Raw genomic sequence first — 18019 nt, 5'->3', positions numbered from 1 at the left:
ATTGGTGCCAGTGGCCGGACTCGAACCGGCACGCTTTTAAGGGCGGCGGATTTTGAATCAAGTGCGTAGGAAGATATTCTAGTAAATCACTAAAATATTTCCCCTTACTTGGATGTACCTAGCCAATACATCCTGAATAGGGCATTATATTGATTATTTAATCAACTTTTCCAATCTTACATAGCTTTTTTATGTTTGTAAAGTCTGAATGTAAAAATATGATCAAATTGTGTAAGGCTCATTCCTAATATTTTATGACCCCATAGTGTATGATGCTCCACATATCTGATATACTTTTACCTAATTTTTTGATTACTGAAATGCATTCGATGAAGTTTATAATAGAGAACAATGTTGTAACCATATCTAACAAAACTAATGTGCCCCAAATTCAATGTGCTCAATGGGAAGATGACTATTTATATTCAATTATTCAGAGAGAAATTATTCGTCGTTCACGTAATCGACCACTTGGCGATAATTGCCCTATGTTATATGCAATGAAAAATAGCGATAATCTTACAACTAAAAAAGATACTATTGATGAATTATATGATTATGCTAGCCGCTCAATTGTAAATTATTTCGGTGATAAATGTAATTTTGACCTCATTATTCCAATGTCATCCAGTTGTAGTATTCCTTTAGATATATCCAAAATAATACGGAAGATCTATAATATTAATATTCTCGATATTAAAAACTATATTGTTAAAAAGACCCCAGGAGAGATAATTGAGCTAATTTCTTCAAATGAAGCTATTCCAGATAAAGAGAAACAAATCATTAAAACAGCTTTAAATAGAAATAAAGAAACACTCAGTATCAAAAATGTAAAAGTTCAATATAGGCATTATCTTTTCCCTATTTACAAAATATCGGGCACCACGAGTATATTTGAGAATTATTCTCCTACTAATATAGTGCTAGTTGATGATATTTTTACATCTGGGCTAACACTAGCTAGCGCAAAACACATATTGAAAAAGCTTTACCCTAATGCAAGAATTTCTGCATTAACATTGTTTGGTCCTCTACCTAAAACTAAAAAATGAGTATTGACATTAGTTATTTTTTCTATAGAATACAGAAATATCATCCTTATAGTGTAAGGGTGAATGGCTGGGAGAATGTCCCCTCGGTCATTTAAAATGCAGGGATCCGAGTACTTGTACGAACCAAATTAAAATTGGGTTGTTAGGCGCGGCTAACATTAACATGTTGTAATGGGGAACTTATGTTCCCCTTCATTTTTTATTAATTCCTATCAATATTTCATCAATTGATCGCTGAAACTTATTATCTTTTAATTAACGCCTTATTTGAGACGTCACAATAAATTTACAGAATCTCTTAGCATTTCTACATCATGCTCAATATACCCTAATGTAACACTAATATCTTTATGTCCTAACAATTTTTGTACAACATAAACATTTTCAGGATTTTTCATTAGTGAGGTTGCTACTGTATGTCTGAAACGATGCGGAGATGATGTGAATCCAACAACATTAGATATACACCGAAAAATATGGGTGACCTGATTGACACTCATATTTTTCCCTCTCCTACGAGTAGCTATAGAAAATAAGTTAAAATTGAATAATTGGCTATTTAATAGTTGTTTCCGCTCTTTTAACTTCCCTAATAAAAGCTCTATGTGAGGATACAAATTATCTGATATTGGAACCATGTGGTAATCATGGTTTTTGTTAATTTCTGGAGAAATATAGATAATCTTACGACTAAGATCTACATCTTGTATTTGTAGTTGTACCAGTTGAGAACGACGAATTCCCGTACAGCGTAATGTCATTACTAGACAATTAATAAACCAGCTTGGCTTTAACATTTCAGGCAATTCAATATTTCCATCTAAAGTATAGCTTAATTTATCTAATTGCTCTTTTGATAACGTTTTTTTCTTACGTTTGGATTCTTTGATGAATAATCCATAAAATGGATTGCTTGGAATATGAATAATATTGTATCTAATACCAACATTATAGATAGCTTTTAAATGCCTGACATAATTATTCCAGGTAACAGGCTTTATTTTTACATTAAGAATCTCATTTCTCCAGATAATTAAGTCGATATTACTAATATTTTCAGCCATTTTATCAGAAAATCTTTTCTGAATAATATTAATTACGTTTTGATAACTACGCTTTGTTTCAGGGCGTAGATAACTACGATAGAAAAAAAAATTGTTCTAATAGTTCATTAAAAGATATTGATTTATTCATACAACTATTCCTCTTTTTGCAAAGTTAGACATAAATTATTTAAAAGAACTTTGTCTCCAAAAAAGAGACTAGTATCTTTTATCAAATATCCTGTTAAATATGAAGTTTTTCTTGGACCAGTTACAGCACAACGCCAGAAATTTATACTATCAGGCTTACCTTTTATCATTACATTTTTAGGTGTATGCAATCCCAAATCTTGAAATTTATATTGTAAGTTAGTAATAGAATCTTTATCGTAGGATAATCCATTCTCTTGCAAAAATTGCTCAAATATAGCAGGAGACACAAGAAATAATGCACCTTCAACAATATGTAATTTAGCAGTATTTTTACTAATTGCAAATTTATTCTGAGCAATTCCTTTCTTTAACCAATCCACAAACTTTTTACCTGAATGAGAATCTTCTTTAACTGTTATCGCCGTAGAATTATATTTGGGCTGTTTTTTTACGTTCTCTATATCATTGACTGCTTCAATGCAAATCTTACTTGGTTCTATATTATCAATTACTGGTTCAATATATGTGTTATTTTGCTCTGTTTCAGCATTAATATTGACATCAAACATACTTAGCAATTGTTCTGTTAAGTCATTTTCCATTCCGACTAAAGATGTATTTTCTTCAATTTTATGAATTGGTTTAGCTTCTGCCCGCATATTTTTTACTTCTAATGTCGGAGTATTTTTTGGTACTACAACATCTTGCTCTGGCTTAGATAAATTTTCATTTACATGTGAATTATCTTCTATTTTAACTTTACCTGCGAAGTACTGCGGTCTAATACTTATATTTTCCCAAGCGACTTCAGGCTTAATTCTTAATAGTGTAAATGATGAAGGAGGAGTCCAACCTGAATCAGCTTGAATTCGACAATGCCATATTGCTGTCCCCTCAGTAGTTGCCTCAACAATCCCTAATGATTGCATTTCATCAAATAATTTTCCATTATCTTTAGGTACCGAGATACCCTGCCCTAATAAGTAAGCACGAATACTATCAGCTGTAGTCTTACTCATTAACCACAATCCATCCTCTGTAAACCAACCATCGGCAGGTCCCTTAGGAGTATTTAACTTAATTTTATGTTCCAATAAATAACGCAATGCCATAACCAACTGCTTGGCAAGCGAATTAACAGGGCGTTGTACCAATTTATTTACATCACCACCAAGGGCAACTGTAACGCTATGTTGATCAGCTTTTTGTATGATTTCAGATAATAATCCCGCCTTATCATAGTGCCCCGCCATTGCATACATTAAGGATGATAGGACTTCAGGAAATTGTGCAATCCAATCAAACGCAGATTTAGGAATTAATTGATTAGCAAGAAAGCTACCTATAACAGGATGAAAATCATAGTCTCTACCTTTAATATATTTAAATTTATAAGGCTGGGATGGTATTCCATTCCATGCAAACCACCTTGTACCATCTTTCAAAATAATTTCAACATCTGTAATAACCTTACCAATATCATGCACAAGAGCTATATAAATAGTGGCTGCAGTCCAAGCATCACGTTGTTTAGATTGATCTTCGGGGGCTGCATTTGGGGGTAAAACGTAGCTCTGGCGCAATTTAGCTGAGAAAGTAATAACTTCTAAACCATGATCAAGCATACCACCTATATGCGAATGATGATGAGCTTCTGAAGCTGGTAATAATTGTACAATTTCAGCATAGTTTTCTATTGGTTTCTGGTAAAGCACATTGAACATCTTTCTATCCATAGAAACTTGTTGCCAAAGCAATCCAAGATATTTTCTGCGTAAATTAGTATTAAGTAGTTCATTTGCATTTTTAGGATAAATCCAACCATCTTTATCCTGAACTAAGTGAGTATCTAACTCTGTTCCTGGTAATAATGATGGTTCTTTTTTAAAAAATTTATTGAATATTTTCAACATAACATAATCTCTATAATATTGTTGAAGAACTAGCCCTTTGGCCTTTTCGCCTTTTTGGGTAAGACCTTTCCCCTTGGAAAAATTACCCTTAAAAGCCCTTAGGGGCTTTCCTTTATCTTTTTGCCGTTTAAGGATTTTTCCTTTTTCAGGTAATTGTAAAATGTTCCCTTGGATATAGAGAGAGTTTTACAGATACTATCTACGCTGTGTTTTTTACTGTAATATAAATCAAAAGCTTGCTGTTTTTGAATTTCACTGAGAGATCTCGGTCTTCCACCTAATCGCCCACGTGCTCTTGCCGCTGCTAAACCTGCACGTGTCCTTTCTCTAAGCATATCAACTTCAAATTCTGCTAACGCAGAACTAAAATGGAAAAATAATTTACCAATTGCTGAGCCAGTATCAATCGAATCCTTTATACTTTTCAAATTGATATTCCTTTGTTGCAGAACATCAAACAGCTCTAGCAGATTTTTTGTTCGACCTCCGAGTCTGTCTAATTTCCAGATAACTAAAGTATCCCCCTTTCTTAAATATTCCAATGCCTCTAATAATCCAGAACGATTAAATAAAGTTCTAGAATCTTTATCTGTAAATATCTTTTCACATCCTGCTTTGGTAAGTGCATCAATTTGAAGATCTAGATTTTGCTCTTCTGTTGAAACTCGAGCATAGCCAATTAACATAATAATTCCACCTATATAGTATAAAAACTCAATATCCAAATGAGTTTATGAACATAGATTTTTAAACTGAGTTATTGAACTGAAAATACAGGTAAAAATGAATATTTTTCTGTTTTTCAAAATGTGTCAAAAAAACGTTCGTTTTTTAGAACTTGGGAAAATTAATTCTCATCAGGGGAAAAATGATTCTTAGGTTTATTTCACCTTTCTATATAAACATACAGCCTATTACTTTTCCTAACTGTAGTTCAAAAAAGGTAGGCGTAGATATATACACATTATGGGGCTTATGAGAAAGGCTAAGTTATCATAACAATCCGCTCATTGAATGGGCAATTTTAGGCTACCTTATAAAGGCCTAGTACTTCATATGCCCCTCAAGGAGCATGTGTATTGATGCAGTGTGTGAGCAAATCTGTATTAATTTGTGTAAGTAGGAATAGAGAAAAATATCCAGCATTGTATGCTTTAAATAATCAATTAGAAAAATCGTTAATGTAATAATTTACTACAAATACAGTAAATCTTTATATTCTCTAATACGCCATAAATTGTTTTTCTTCTATATACCGGAATAAAGACTATATGGAACTGTAAGTATCATATTGTCTTTATTCCTAAGTTCAGACGAAAGGCGATTTATGGAAAATTGCGAATGGATATAGGGAGAATATTGAGGCAATTATGTAATTACAAAAATGTGGAAATAATAGAAGCCCATGCGATGAAAGATCATATTCATATGCTACTCAAAATCCCTCCGAAATTGTCGGTCTAAAGTTTTATGGGGTATTTAAAAGGCAAGTCATCGTTAATGATTTTTGAAAGGCATGCAAACCTAAAATATAAGTATGGGAACCGAAATTTTTGGGCGAAAGGCTATTATGTAAGTACAGTAGGTTTAAATACGAAAGTTGTAGAGGAATATATCCGAAATCAGGAAAAGGAAGATATGATTCAGGATAATTTATCGAAGAAAGAATATATTGATCCCTTTAAGGGGTGAGCCAGAGAGTTATTGAACGGTTGTCAGAATTCACATGCTCCTTGAGGGGCATATGAAGTACTAGGCCTTTATAAGGTAGCCGAAAAAACGCCCGTTTCACGGGCGTTGAAGTTAAAAGAAACTAGCAACGAGTAGTGCTTTCTCTAACATGTTTTGCAGTAACTTTCATTGGTTTATTTTGAGTTGCATTATTGTTCATAAATATCCTCACTTAGAGAGTAATGAATATAGACCTTTTATAGTTAAAAGGAGTTTTTGCTTGCTTTACAAGCATCATTTTTATACTATTAAGCTAGTTTATTGTCAATAGGTTTGGAACTATAAAATGGGAAAAAATTATAAATTAAAGACAGATGCTTTACTGCACTATGATGAGTTGAGTACCAAAATTTTTTTAGGTACTAAATGTGTTGAGATTTTTGATGATGATCAAACGTATTTTTCTCTCCTAAAAAAAAGGGAATGGACTTTAAGCGATTTACCCAATGACCTAGTAGAAGTTTTAATTGAACATAATTTAATTATAAAAAACTATACTCATTATTATGAGAATTCTGAACTAGACAGAAATATTTACCTCATTGAAAGTTTAATGGACTCTAGAGACCCTAGATCTCCAATTGATATTCAAAATACTATCTCGAATAGTAGAATTCTATTATTAGGGGTTGGAGGTATTGGATGCGTTGTTTTGGATAACCTACTGAGACTAGGTATAAAAGATTTTTTTATTGTTGATTCAGATATTGTTGATAAATCTAATTTAAATCGACAAATCTTATTTACAAAAGATGATGTAGGTTTATATAAAGTTGATGCTGTAAGGGATAGGTTAAAGTTAATATATGGTAATTTAAATATTGAAAATTCTAGAGATTATATTGATAATCACTCTCTTTTAAAATCTATATGTATAGATTACTGCCCCGATTTTATAATAAATGCGTTAGATACTCCCCAAAATATAGAAAGAATTATATTTGATGTATCCACTCTATTAGAAATACCTAGCATTAACTGTGGTGTAGGAATAAATAGTGGATTTTGGGGGCCTATATCGATATATCCATTTGTTGAAAGCAATAAGAAATATGATAAGTCTCCAAATTTAATTAGTAAACCAATTAAGGGATCGCTACCAACAACTAATATGATGATAGGGAGCATGATGTGCCAAGATATACTTCAATATTTTATAAATCCTCGAATCGAAAACCTCTACTACAGGAAAATTTTTAATTTTCAAACATTTGAGTGTGAAGTTATATGAAAAATTATATCAATATTTTACTAGATGCAGAATTTGAGTTATCTTTTCCCTTTGAGTGTAAAGATTTTTCCTCAAGATGCATTGCTTCTATGTTGTATGAACCTTTATTCAATAAAAAGGATGGTGTTTATAGCAGTAATTATATAAAAAATCATTATTTAAATACAAAAGATCATTCAATAACTCTTGAGCTTTTTGATGGGCTGTTTTTCTCAAATGGTCAGAAGCTAACATCTACAAGCATTTATAAAACACTCCTCTATCAAATAATGAATAGAACAATGTTTTCTTACTACCTTGATTTTATTGAGGGGGTGCCATCGATATTATATGATGATATTCATCACGGGGACATCGGTATTATTGATATCGTAGATAAAAACATGTTAAAGATTGTCTATAATAGACAGGTTGATTATTGTGATCTTTTTTCTAATGTTGAATTCTCACCTGTTTATTTTAATGAGAATAATTATCCAGAATTACATGTATCTAATGGTAAATTTAAAATATTTAAAATAAAAGAATATCAAATTACCTTAGAAAGAAATGGTTATTGTTTAAATAAATATGAAAATATAAAGTATGTTAACTTTATAGTAAATAAGAATCTTTACTATCCAATAGAGTTGTATAGAAAGGGTAATGTTGATGTGACTAGCTGTACATATTTCCCTAATGAATTGGTGGCTCATGAAAAAGTAATAAATAAAGAATCAAACATATTTTTTATATTAGGGATGAAAAAGGAATTTGTCATATTTAAGTCTGCTTTTAAAAAACTATTAACAGATTATATAAATAAAAATCTTTTAAATATTTTATCACCATTAAATGGATATTTTTTTGACAATGATCTTGAATATAAAGAATGTCATATAGTTAACAATATTAGCCCTAAAGAGATTAATATAGCATATTTGGATTATTATCCAAATGAACATATTATATTTGTCTTGTGTGATTTTCTTTCTAATCTAGGATTAAAAATAAATTTACATGGATTTGATATACATACTTACTGCAAAATAGATAAGTCTAAATATGATATTTATCTAACATTAAGTGTATTATTAACAGAAAATAATTATGATTTGTCAATTTTTTATATGTCTTATCTTGATAGTAAAGATATAGAGCAATATTTAAAAATATTGAATAGTGAAGGCCCGGAAGATGATTATAAAAATCAAAGTGAATATTTATTGTCTCATGCATTATGCTTACCAATTTGTAGGGGAAGATTTATCTACATGAAGTCATCACATCTAAAAAATTTCTATATTAGTGATAAAGGTGTTTATAATTTCTAGGGATTATGTATGGTTAGTTTTGATTTAAAATTTTCATCAGAAAAATGTGATATTGTTTGCAATAGTTTTGGTATTTCTAATCCTCATAGGGATATATTTAATTTAAATAATGTAGAACTATCTAGTTTGGACTCTACCATCAGTAATGGTATAACTCTTATAACAGGACATTCTGGAGTTGGTAAAAGTACTTTAGGGAAATTGCTCAAAGAAAAATATAATTTTTTTGATATAAAAGATATAAAAATAAGTAATGGCGATCTTCCTATAATAGATATTTTAAAATATGATTTTAAAGAAGCTATATATTTTCTAAATGTCTCTGGATTATCAGAACCATACTTGTATTTAACTCCATATAATAGCCTTTCTTCCGGCCAAAAGTTCAGATTCTTAATCGCCTTAATCCTTTCCAATGGAATAAAAAATGTTTACTGTGATGAATTTTGTAGTGATTTGGATAGAGAAACAGCCTATTTTCTTAGCTACAATTTAAGACGATTTTCTAATAAATTCAAGTTCAACTTTATATTAATATCAAATGATGAGAATATAAGAAAATATCTTTTCCCTGATTGCCATATATCATTTGATTTATATTCAAATGTTAATCTAGAATTAAATCCCATCTCGCAAATCAACCCATTTGAAAAAGATATAATAATAGACGAAGCTACATATCATGAATATGAGTTGTTAGAAAAATATCATTATTTCCCTTCAGCAGAAGAACATATAAATGATAGTTATAATGCAGATTACTATAAATTGGTATATAAAGGAAATATTGTTGGCGTTTTGGTTTTTAGAACTCCCTATTCTAATGATGAAGAAAATGATAGCTTGCTAAACATAAACAATAAAATAAAAGTATTATATAGAGTAATCTTCCATCCCATTATAAGAGGATGCGGTATGTTAAGACTATTTTTAGAACATATTTACAAAATATACCCTAATAAAATATTATATGTCGAATCTGCATTAGCTAAATTCATGCCTATTTTTGAGTCTGTAGGATGGGTCTGTTTAGATGAGTCCAAATTCCAATATATTAGAGGGCTTAATTTAGAGAGTAGAAATATTGACTATTTACTACATAGTTTATCTAACATGATTTACAATAAATACATTGATTTTTGTATGATAGGAAATATTAATCCATCGATGGATATAAATGATATATTTACCTCATTAAAAGATGAATTCACCGAGAATGATATTGATTTTATTATAGAGTGTTTAGAGTTGTTTGATATGAAAAGGTTTATCTATGAAATTAAATAATATATCAAAGGTGCTGATTTTTGGTTTTTTTAGTAGCCTGTTTTTTGAAAGAAGTTTATGGATGATATATTTGCAAGGTAAAGGGTTTTCGATGTCTGAAATATCCTTTTTTCAGATTGGATTAAATATAGCAATGTTTATATTTGAAGTTCCATCTGGAATTGTTTCTGATAGGTTTGGACGAAAAATATCAATGTTTTTAGGATTAGTATGCACTATAATCTATCTTATTGGAATGCTTGTTGCCGAAAATAATATCTCTGTATTTATATTCTTCATTATTTATGGATTTGGTATTGCATTACTATCAGGGACAGAACAATCATTAATTTATGATGAACTTTTATTTAAGAGAAGAAAAAATTTATATCATAAGATTATAGGGAGATATAACTTCATTTCTATATCTGCTTTGGCAATAAGTTCTTTCTTAGGAGGAGTAATCGCGGAGTACAATGCCTGGGATATGGTATTTTATTTAGGAGTTATTAGTCAATTTATTGCAATGATTGTTCTATTTTCTGTAGTAGACTTTTATAAGAGAAATTTTATTCATGATAGAGAAAGTATTTCTACATTTAAAATGTTGCACAATATATCGTTAAATATATATATATTGATTATTTCTCTTGCCATATTTCAAGGAGTATTTTCTTCTATTACCTTGTATTATCAAACAGTTCTTAAAGATAATGATTTTTCTTTATTGTTTATCTCTGGAATATACTCTGTTTCTTTTTTATTTAGTGCTTTTTCATCGGTGTTTTCAGGAGGGATTGCCGATTTAATTGGAGAAAAAAGGTCAATAATGCTATTTTCCTTACTACTGTTATGTTTTCTAGGCCTTTCTCTTATGTTTGGCGGTATATGGATAGCTTTGACTTTCATTATAATTTTAATCAGTTATGAGATTATAGATACATCTCTCGGAGTATTATTAAATCACTCTCTTTCACCAAATGATAGAGGAACTATTTTATCTATGGTCAACTCGTTGTGCTCTTTAATAATGATTTTCTCATTTTGGTTAATTGGCGCGTTATCTAACTATTTTGATTTTAGCAAAATAATTTTTGCATCTGGAATTTTTTGCATGCTAGTTTTTATAACAATATTTCATATCTACAGTAAAAAGTATAATAAATAAAAGATTACTAATTAGTAATTGTATGCATTATTATCCTTGAGTTTTTTGAGATAAAGTACAAATGCCATTTATATACTCAATTTTTATTTTGTAAAGTTCAAAATCTATAGAGTTATATGTTAAAATAACAAGCATTATGTACTCCATTATTAATACAAAGGGATACACTATACCCAAGGGGATAGTCCCCTTGGGATTAAAGGAATATTACGATTTACAATATTCCTCAGTCTTTATTATTCTGCATCAGAAAAATGTTTTTCGTATTGTTGTTGAACATTGAGTGCATCCATCATGTATTCACACGCATTACGTGCAAATCCTGAGGCTTTAAATATTGCTCGTTTGTCCTCCTTCAATACTTTGATCCAACTTTCAATATAAGCTGCATTTTGTGGTACTTCATTAAATCCTAAATGTGCACAGACAAATGCGCCGCCCATTTCAGCAACAAGCTCTTCAAAAGCATAAACTTGATTACCAAATTTTGCCTTACCGGAGGTAATACCTTCCCGATTTAAGCGTTTTAGGTGACCTGTTGCATGGGTCATTTCATGAAGTAATGTGCCATAGAATCTTGCTTCTGAATTGAATTGTTTCATTTCAGGCATGACTACCTTATCCTCGCCAGGACGATAGAATGCACGATTACTTGGCATTATTTTGACTTCTAAATCCATACCTTTAATCATCTGCCGGATTTCAGCAAATAAGGTGTATTGCACTGTTTCAGCATCTGCATTTTCTGCTGACACAGTATCATACATTGAATTTGGAAGCCCATCGCATTGCTCAATATTAAAAAGCGGATGTCTTCTTAACACAGCAAAATGTTCCATTTCCGGATTACCATCCTCATCCAAGATTGGATTACCGTCGTCATCACATTTTTCACGGTCGATAGGGTTATAATTAACAATAATGGTTGCTTTTTCCCCTTTACGTACGTGACCACCTAATTTATTGGCTGCTTGTGCAGTAATCCACTTGCATTGTTTATACTCATGTTCAGCGGCGGCAATCCATAATAAAAGGATGTTCACTCCTGAATATAAGCGTCCTGAAACGGCATTACGTGGTAACACAGTTGCAAAACAAGATGCCGCATCAGGTGTAGTCCATGGTTTTAGCCAAGGTACAGTGCCATCTTCAAGGCATTTGATGATGCGGTCGGTGATTTCTTGGTATAAGTCTGGTTTGTGTTGAATTTGAGTGTTCATCATGTGTTCTCCTAAAGTAAAAATGGAGAACACGCCCACTAGGGAATATGTTCCCCAATGGGTGATATGCTGAGATGGAACTCAGTTTGTCGGTGTATGTAAATACGATAATTTTTTCTGCATTAATTGTGCCTGGCGACTAATCAATCCATCTTTTGAACATGCAGCTTTAATTGCCTCTCGAATCAAAATTTGGCGATAGCCCCCAAAGGTCTTGTCATGTTGGTCATAACATAGATAGCCAAAGTAATCTTCACCTAATGCAATGCCGGTTTCTTTATCTAAAACTTGAGCATAAACATTCGCAATACGAGTACCATTCAGTACCGATTTGCAAAGACTTTCGACATCTTCAAAGTCACAATCATACATATAGGTTTCAAAATGATGGGCATAAAACTCATGGGGTTCAGTCACAAATTCAACTCGATAATGTTGAGTCTCAAATTGATAAGCAACTTCTTTTTGATATGGCGTAGCCTCAATAATTCGATAACCTTCTTGTGCTAATTGCTTAGATAAGTCTTGAATATATTCAGTTAAATCTACAACAAATTCATCCCATAAGGCTTGATATTCTCCAACTTTATAGGTAGGGAAATACCACTCTTTTTTAGCTCGTTCATCATTAAAGAAACAGAAATCATCTGCACTTGGAGCATCTAAGCTCATCGTGTTAAAGTGGGAATAGTGATAACCGTGATGGTTACGATTAATGCTTATCAAGCTATCCCCATAACTTTGCCACTCAATCAATGATCTTACTAGTCTTTCAAATTTCCGGCATTTGCGTTTTTGATTTGGGTAAATGCGTTGAAACAATCCTAGCCAATAGGTATGTTCAATATCGCCATAAAAAGCCATACCGTCACCTTGGCTATAACCTAAGGACCAATTAATTTCAAAATCATCAGGAAAACCTGCCTGAACTAATTGAGTATTAAAGTAAGCGGTTAAAACGTTCATAGTGTTTCTCCAAAAGAAAAAGGGAAACACTGCAACCATAAGGGAATTGAGTGTTTCCCTTATGGGGTAAAAGTTTAATCAATAGTAACTAATAATGTTTTTTCATCTTTTTGATGCACATTTAAGAACCGAAAGTGAGCTCCATATTGCACTTGCATTGCTTGAAGAAATCGGACTTTATGTTCTCCTTCTTTACGGCTTTGCCAAGATTGAATTGCATTATGAGTAATGTCTTTTTGTAGTTGAGTTAGTATCATGTGAGTATCCCTTGTCCAATTTTTAGGGATAAAACCTGATAGAGTATTGAGGTTAATTTGAACTTCCATTACATTTCTCCTAAAAAAAGGAAATGCCAGTCCCATAGAGAATGAGCATTCCCTATGGGATGTATTAATAGAAATTAAATGAGATTAAATGCTGTCAACATACCGATAAAAAAACCGATGAATGCAGTAATAATAGCAATACCAATCCAACGTCTACGCAACACTTTCAGTTCGTATTCAAAAGCTTCTGTTTGAGCAAATAAATCTGCCTCAAATTCGGCTCTTAAATGTTCATATTCTTCATCTAGCTTTTGATTAATACCACGTGTAACTTCTCGATATTTTGAGGTTACTCGTTTTTTTGTAAATACAAAAAGATTACCGAGTTCATTTCCCATCTTCCAAAACAAAGATGGTTTTTGTGCTACTTCAGTAGGTTGAGTATCAAATGGGATAATATCCCATTCTGAGTGAGATTTTAGAGTCATAGTAATTCTCCTAAGTTAATAAAAAATCCTCAGGAGAACACTTCCAGGGAAGCATTTTCCCTCGGAAGGTGGTCAGTTTAGGTAGCATTCCTGTAAAATTACAGAGTTCCCTTTCAGAATGCTGGGAGACATTTTGGATTTAAACTCCTTTACCACGAAGGGTAAGCGTCGCTTCTCAAGAGTTTTACGACTTTTAAGGGCTGTTTCCAGCGACTTAATAGTTACAATATACGACTTTTTTTATCAAAAAGGAATAGTTTTTTACTTAAAAAAATAAGAGAGTTTTTACAAAAAATCTCTTATTTTTGAACAGAGTTTATTCTGTATCGTTGATTAAAATATCGCTAACTTTTACGTTTATATTGGCTATATTTAAGAGGTTTATAAGTATGAAAAAGAAAAGCTATTTCTATTCTTATTTGGCATTCCTTATAGGAAGTACAACACAATTAAGTTTTGCTAATACAGAACCAAATATTTCAGTTTACACCACATTAGCATATCGCATTGAAAATCCAGAGTTAGCTACACAAATTTATTACCTTGATAAAGTAGAGCAAATTGAAAATTGGCTTAGCCAAAGATTCAGTAGAGACCCAAGAATCGCTGAACAACAAGCTAAAGCGTTATTAAACTCCCCACAATGGGCAGAAAAAGAAAAAGCACTTAAAGAATCATATACAGGTGTAATCAGTGGCTGGCAAAATGGTATTAAAAAAGTGCCCGCGGTCCTGTTCCAATCATCAAATGGAGATAATGCTATCATTTATGGTGAAACTAACATTTCTAAAGCAAAACAACTTTGGCAACAGTGGAATCAACATAGAGGAAAAATACAATGAAGATTAACTGCACTTTTTTAGCCAAATTACTTTCTGTTGTTATGCTGACATCATTAATTCCTGTTCAAGCGTCCATTAATACTACTGCAATTATGGCATCAAGTGCTTCAAGTAGTTGTTTAAATTATAAAATTGTAGGAACTTGTTTTTGGCTTTTTTGCACAAAATTTGGCTGTAGTATTCGAACATCTACTAAAGTAAAACATTTTATTCCTGAAATGGTTGTATCTAGTTATAACCATGATGGACAAAATCCCTGGTCAGAAGTAAATTCTTTTAATCAAGGAGCACTTAAAGGCGGTGAATATCGTTCCCCACATAAACAATATACTCAATTTACTTTTAAGAATGCAGATGCCATTGGTCACCCACAAGGAGCAATATCTCAGATGCTAAATAGCACAGGATATTATTGCAAAAGTCAAACTACACCCTTTGTTCCTTACTTCTTAAGTGGATTAGATTTCTTCGCTTGGAAAGAGAATTTACCAGAAATGTTTTATCCAGAAGCTATGGTTCCAGGTATGCGCGAGGTAAGTAAAGCCGATGATAATTGGGGAAATATTTACCCACGATCAGGTGCAATCAATCAGGTACATGATTACAAGGCATCAGCAGTAATAGTACAGCGTGTTGCAGATATAGTAAGTCGAATGGCACAGCCTCACATTTATCTCCCTGCAGCTAAAAAAGGTGGTGCTGGTGAATGGCTTCCAGGCCCAGTAAAAGAAAGCAATGCACAAACCCACAAATGGCAAATGCTCTATCCAAAAACTGAGCAATCTTGTTCCATATTTCCTCATGGTAGTTCTGTAGATACTCATTCAGACAAAATGTCAACAAAAGGTGATTACGCTTGGGCTCTTTGGCGACCTTATAGTTGTTGCAAACGGAGAGGACAAAAATTTTTATATAGTATTGATTGGCAATAATAATAAATAGGAGATACTGTTATGGCAAAACGATTTTCACTCAATAATGCAACTATCTTACTTCTAGGTTGCTTATGGTTAAATGCTTCAAACGCAGATTCTATTGTAGATAAATTAGAATTTAATAAAGCCGATTCAATTTTATCGGATAAGGTCTTTTATCAAATCGGTGGCGGTGCAGGTTATATGGCACCACCTAGTAGGGGAAAAACAAATGCTGTTGAACTAGGTATTGGCTGGAAGGCTAATTTAACGTGCGGCAATTTTGATATTAAAACGACAATTAAAAATGATTTAAATGGATTAAAAGATGGCTTTAAAGATTTACTAGGTAACGTTATTGATTCAGCTAAAGGAGCGGTTGCAAGTATGCCAGCCATGATCCTTCAAAGAGCCAATCCACAATTATATGACTTAATTACAAATGGTTTATATCAAGGTAAATTAGATTTTAATCGTCTAAAAACAAGCTGTGAAGAAATGTCTAAAACGTTAGCTGACTACACGCTAGGCGGTAAATGGGGGCAAGCTGCCGACTTAGAAAGTTTTAAAGATATTACATCAAATCAACCAGATGCTAAAAAAGCTAAAAATGAACTCGAAGATAAGCAAGGTAAAGATGGCCGCGCTTGGGTTGGAGGGCAAAAGAAAGGTGGTCAAAACCAAGATCCAATTAATTTAGTAGGTGATGTAGTGAAAGCTGGCTATAACCTATTAAATAAACGTAATGTATTAGATACAAGCAAGATTTCAGAATCTTCATGTGATGGTAATTTATGTAAGACTTGGGATAATCCACAAACTGCTGCTGATTTTTTAATAAAGGTGATTGGTGAACAGTCCATATCTACCTGTAAAACAGATTGTGGTACGAAAACGAGTTCAAAAGCAGGAGTTGGTTTAAGCCCTGAAATAGAAGAAGAACATGTGCTTACTGTAGGTAGGCTAGAAAAAGTACTTAATATGAATATTCCTACATCAGAAGCTCTCGCAGAACTTAGTTCAAATACCGTACCTGTCACACGTGGATTAATTGAGGCATTACGTGAAGATCCTGATGTAGAAGTATTAAGTCAGCGCCTGTCTGGAGAAATTGCCACCTCAAAAGTTATGGAAAAAATGATGCTTTCTCGACGTGCAATTTTAGCTGGCATGCGCGAACCTAATGTAGCCAATAATGCGGATGCACAAGCAGAATTAGAACGCATTTTAAACATTATTGACCGAGAAATATCTCAGGTAAAACTTGAGATGGATATGCAAAAAGCCATTACAAACAATACTGCTGCAGCTATTTTACAAAATAAAGCTGAACGTGAAGCTCATGCAGGTTCATATGGTTCACCGAAAGATAGCTTGGATAAACGAGTTAAAGAATTAGAATATGGTACACCTTCCCCATCTGATGGTGAACAAGAAAACAATATTTCTTTACCACGTAAAACCATTACTTTAGGTATGCCTAGCACAAGTAATGTAGCACCATTTATACCTTCATTCGGTAATGCTCATTCACCCAATATTGACTATAACGGAACAATTCCCAGGGCTTCTATAGCTGCTAAAACCAAACAAGAGTTTATTGCACAAGCATTACCCGTAGCAAAAGAAATTGAAAAAAAGTGGGGAGTTCCTGCTGAAGTTGTAATCGCACAAGCCGCTCTTGAATCTGGATGGGGGAAAAAAGTAAAAGGTAATGCTTATTTTGGTGTTAAAGGAAGAGGTTCAAGCGGTTCAATTAATTTTGGTACTCATGAAGTTATCAATGGTAAACGTATTTCTATCAATGATAACTTTGCCGCATACAGCGATTTTGGGGCTGCAGCGGATGGATACGGAGCTTTCTTGAATAAGAATAAACGTTATCGTGATGCCTTTAAATATAAAGATGATCCAGTTGCCTTCGCTCATGCAATTGCTAAAGCTGGATATGCAACAGACCCCAACTATGCTGATAACTTGACAAAAATTATCAAAGGTAATAATTTAGAACAACAAATGTAACTTTCATTATTCAAGGAGTCTCTCATGGAAAAACAGCTACTGGTTCCGCTCTTATTAGCCTGTATCAGCTTAAATATTTATGCTACTTCAGTTAAAACTGAAGATGCTGCTTATAAAGTTGTTGAAAAATCTATTTTCAAAAACAAACTTACTGGGCTTAAAGCCGATTGCATTAAATATAGAATCAACGAAAATGCAGAACAATATGAAGTCAATGCATTTGAAATTCATAATAAAAAATGCGGAGGTGATCCAAGTATTGAACGTAGAATGTTTGGTTATCTTGTTGACAAAAATACTGGTAAACTCCAGACTGATGCTATGCGAGATGATATAGATTGGGATGGTGACTACCACTCAATCCAATAAAATGATGGACTATTACATTATGTAAAACTTGTTGATTTTATCTCCGCTTTAGATATATA

General features: G+C 32.5%; 16 protein-coding genes and 1 pseudogene. 10 read left to right on the top strand and 7 right to left on the bottom strand.

What is annotated here, in order from left to right; genetic code table 11:
* Positions 1-380 precede the first annotated feature (380 nt).
* Positions 381-1055, top strand: a complete 675-nt coding sequence (locus tag EV697_RS02470) for a hypothetical protein (RefSeq protein WP_132022172.1) — start codon at positions 381-383, stop codon at positions 1053-1055.
* Between the two features lie 275 nt (positions 1056-1330).
* Here EV697_RS02470 and EV697_RS02465 read toward each other — a convergent pair whose 3' ends face one another.
* The 3 genes from EV697_RS02465 to EV697_RS02455 all read right to left on the bottom strand — a co-directional run bounded on the left by EV697_RS02465 (position 1331) and on the right by EV697_RS02455 (position 4850).
* Positions 1331-2119, bottom strand: a complete 789-nt coding sequence (locus tag EV697_RS02465) for a tyrosine-type recombinase/integrase (protein ID WP_132022170.1) — start codon at positions 2117-2119, stop codon at positions 1331-1333.
* 134 nt (positions 2120-2253) lie between these two features.
* Positions 2254-4164 (bottom strand): MobH family relaxase, encoded by a 1911-nt coding sequence (gene mobH, locus EV697_RS02460; protein ID WP_132022168.1) that lies wholly within the window; start codon positions 4162-4164, stop codon positions 2254-2256.
* A gap of 98 nt (positions 4165-4262) precedes the next feature.
* Complete coding sequence (locus EV697_RS02455; protein ID WP_132022166.1) at positions 4263-4850, bottom strand: recombinase family protein; 588 nt, start codon at positions 4848-4850, stop codon at positions 4263-4265.
* 550 nt (positions 4851-5400) lie between these two features.
* Between EV697_RS02455 and tnpA the strand changes: the two are divergent.
* The 5 genes and pseudogenes from tnpA to EV697_RS02430 all read left to right on the top strand — a co-directional run bounded on the left by tnpA (position 5401) and on the right by EV697_RS02430 (position 10873).
* Positions 5401-5856 (top strand): annotated as a pseudogene (gene tnpA, locus EV697_RS02450) (IS200/IS605 family transposase).
* A 325-nt stretch (positions 5857-6181) separates the two neighbouring features.
* Entirely contained in the window at positions 6182-7126 is a 945-nt protein-coding gene (locus EV697_RS02445; RefSeq protein ID WP_132022164.1) for a ThiF family adenylyltransferase, read from the top strand.
* Positions 7123-8439 carry a periplasmic substrate-binding domain-containing protein gene (locus EV697_RS02440; protein WP_132022162.1) on the top strand — a complete coding sequence of 439 codons (1317 nt, stop codon included), beginning with the start codon at positions 7123-7125 and terminating at the stop codon, positions 8437-8439. The genes EV697_RS02445 and EV697_RS02440 overlap by 4 nt, the downstream gene beginning before the upstream one ends.
* Before the next feature lie 9 nt (positions 8440-8448).
* Entirely contained in the window at positions 8449-9726 is a 1278-nt protein-coding gene (locus tag EV697_RS02435; protein WP_132022160.1) for an ABC transporter, read from the top strand.
* Positions 9713-10873 (top strand): MFS transporter, encoded by a 1161-nt coding sequence (locus tag EV697_RS02430; protein ID WP_132022158.1) that lies wholly within the window; start codon positions 9713-9715, stop codon positions 10871-10873. The genes EV697_RS02435 and EV697_RS02430 overlap by 14 nt, the downstream gene beginning before the upstream one ends.
* 236 nt (positions 10874-11109) lie before the next feature.
* Here EV697_RS02430 and EV697_RS02425 read toward each other — a convergent pair whose 3' ends face one another.
* The 4 genes from EV697_RS02425 to EV697_RS02410 all read right to left on the bottom strand — a co-directional run bounded on the left by EV697_RS02425 (position 11110) and on the right by EV697_RS02410 (position 13813).
* Positions 11110-12093 carry an ArdC family protein gene (locus tag EV697_RS02425; protein WP_132022305.1) on the bottom strand — a complete coding sequence of 328 codons (984 nt, stop codon included), beginning with the start codon at positions 12091-12093 and terminating at the stop codon, positions 11110-11112.
* An 81-nt stretch (positions 12094-12174) separates the two neighbouring features.
* Positions 12175-13059, bottom strand: coding sequence for a hypothetical protein (locus tag EV697_RS02420; RefSeq protein ID WP_132022156.1), 885 nt, complete (start codon positions 13057-13059; stop codon positions 12175-12177).
* 74 nt (positions 13060-13133) lie between these two features.
* A complete protein-coding gene (locus tag EV697_RS02415; RefSeq protein ID WP_236824070.1) occupies positions 13134-13385 on the bottom strand; it encodes a hypothetical protein in 252 nt (83 codons plus the stop codon).
* Positions 13386-13459: 74 nt separating this feature from the next.
* Positions 13460-13813, bottom strand: a complete 354-nt coding sequence (locus EV697_RS02410; RefSeq protein WP_132022154.1) for a hypothetical protein — start codon at positions 13811-13813, stop codon at positions 13460-13462.
* A gap of 389 nt (positions 13814-14202) precedes the next feature.
* Here EV697_RS02410 and EV697_RS02405 point away from each other — a divergent pair, with 389 nt between their 5' ends.
* From EV697_RS02405 to EV697_RS02390, 4 genes are read left to right on the top strand one after another with little or no spacing between them, the layout of a single operon-like run.
* Positions 14203-14655 carry a TIGR03757 family integrating conjugative element protein gene (locus EV697_RS02405; RefSeq protein ID WP_132022152.1) on the top strand — a complete coding sequence of 151 codons (453 nt, stop codon included), beginning with the start codon at positions 14203-14205 and terminating at the stop codon, positions 14653-14655.
* The gene (locus tag EV697_RS02400; protein ID WP_132022150.1) at positions 14652-15587 is read left to right on the top strand and encodes a TIGR03756 family integrating conjugative element protein; all 936 of its coding nucleotides are present in this window, start codon (positions 14652-14654) and stop codon (positions 15585-15587) included. Before EV697_RS02405 ends, EV697_RS02400 begins: the two co-directional genes overlap by 4 nt.
* A 21-nt stretch (positions 15588-15608) precedes the next feature.
* Positions 15609-17591, top strand: a complete 1983-nt coding sequence (locus EV697_RS02395) for an integrating conjugative element protein (RefSeq protein WP_132022148.1) — start codon at positions 15609-15611, stop codon at positions 17589-17591.
* Positions 17592-17615: 24 nt separating this feature from the next.
* Complete coding sequence (locus EV697_RS02390) at positions 17616-17960, top strand: hypothetical protein (protein ID WP_132022146.1); 345 nt, start codon at positions 17616-17618, stop codon at positions 17958-17960.
* The last annotated feature ends 59 nt before the right edge of the window (positions 17961-18019 follow it).

Origin of the sequence: Bisgaardia hudsonensis (assembly GCF_004345785.1) — a bacterium.
GTDB classification, from domain to species: domain Bacteria; phylum Pseudomonadota; class Gammaproteobacteria; order Enterobacterales; family Pasteurellaceae; genus Bisgaardia; species Bisgaardia hudsonensis.
The sequence above is the reverse complement of the archived record's forward strand: the minus strand, read 5'-3'. Positions and strand labels throughout refer to the sequence as shown.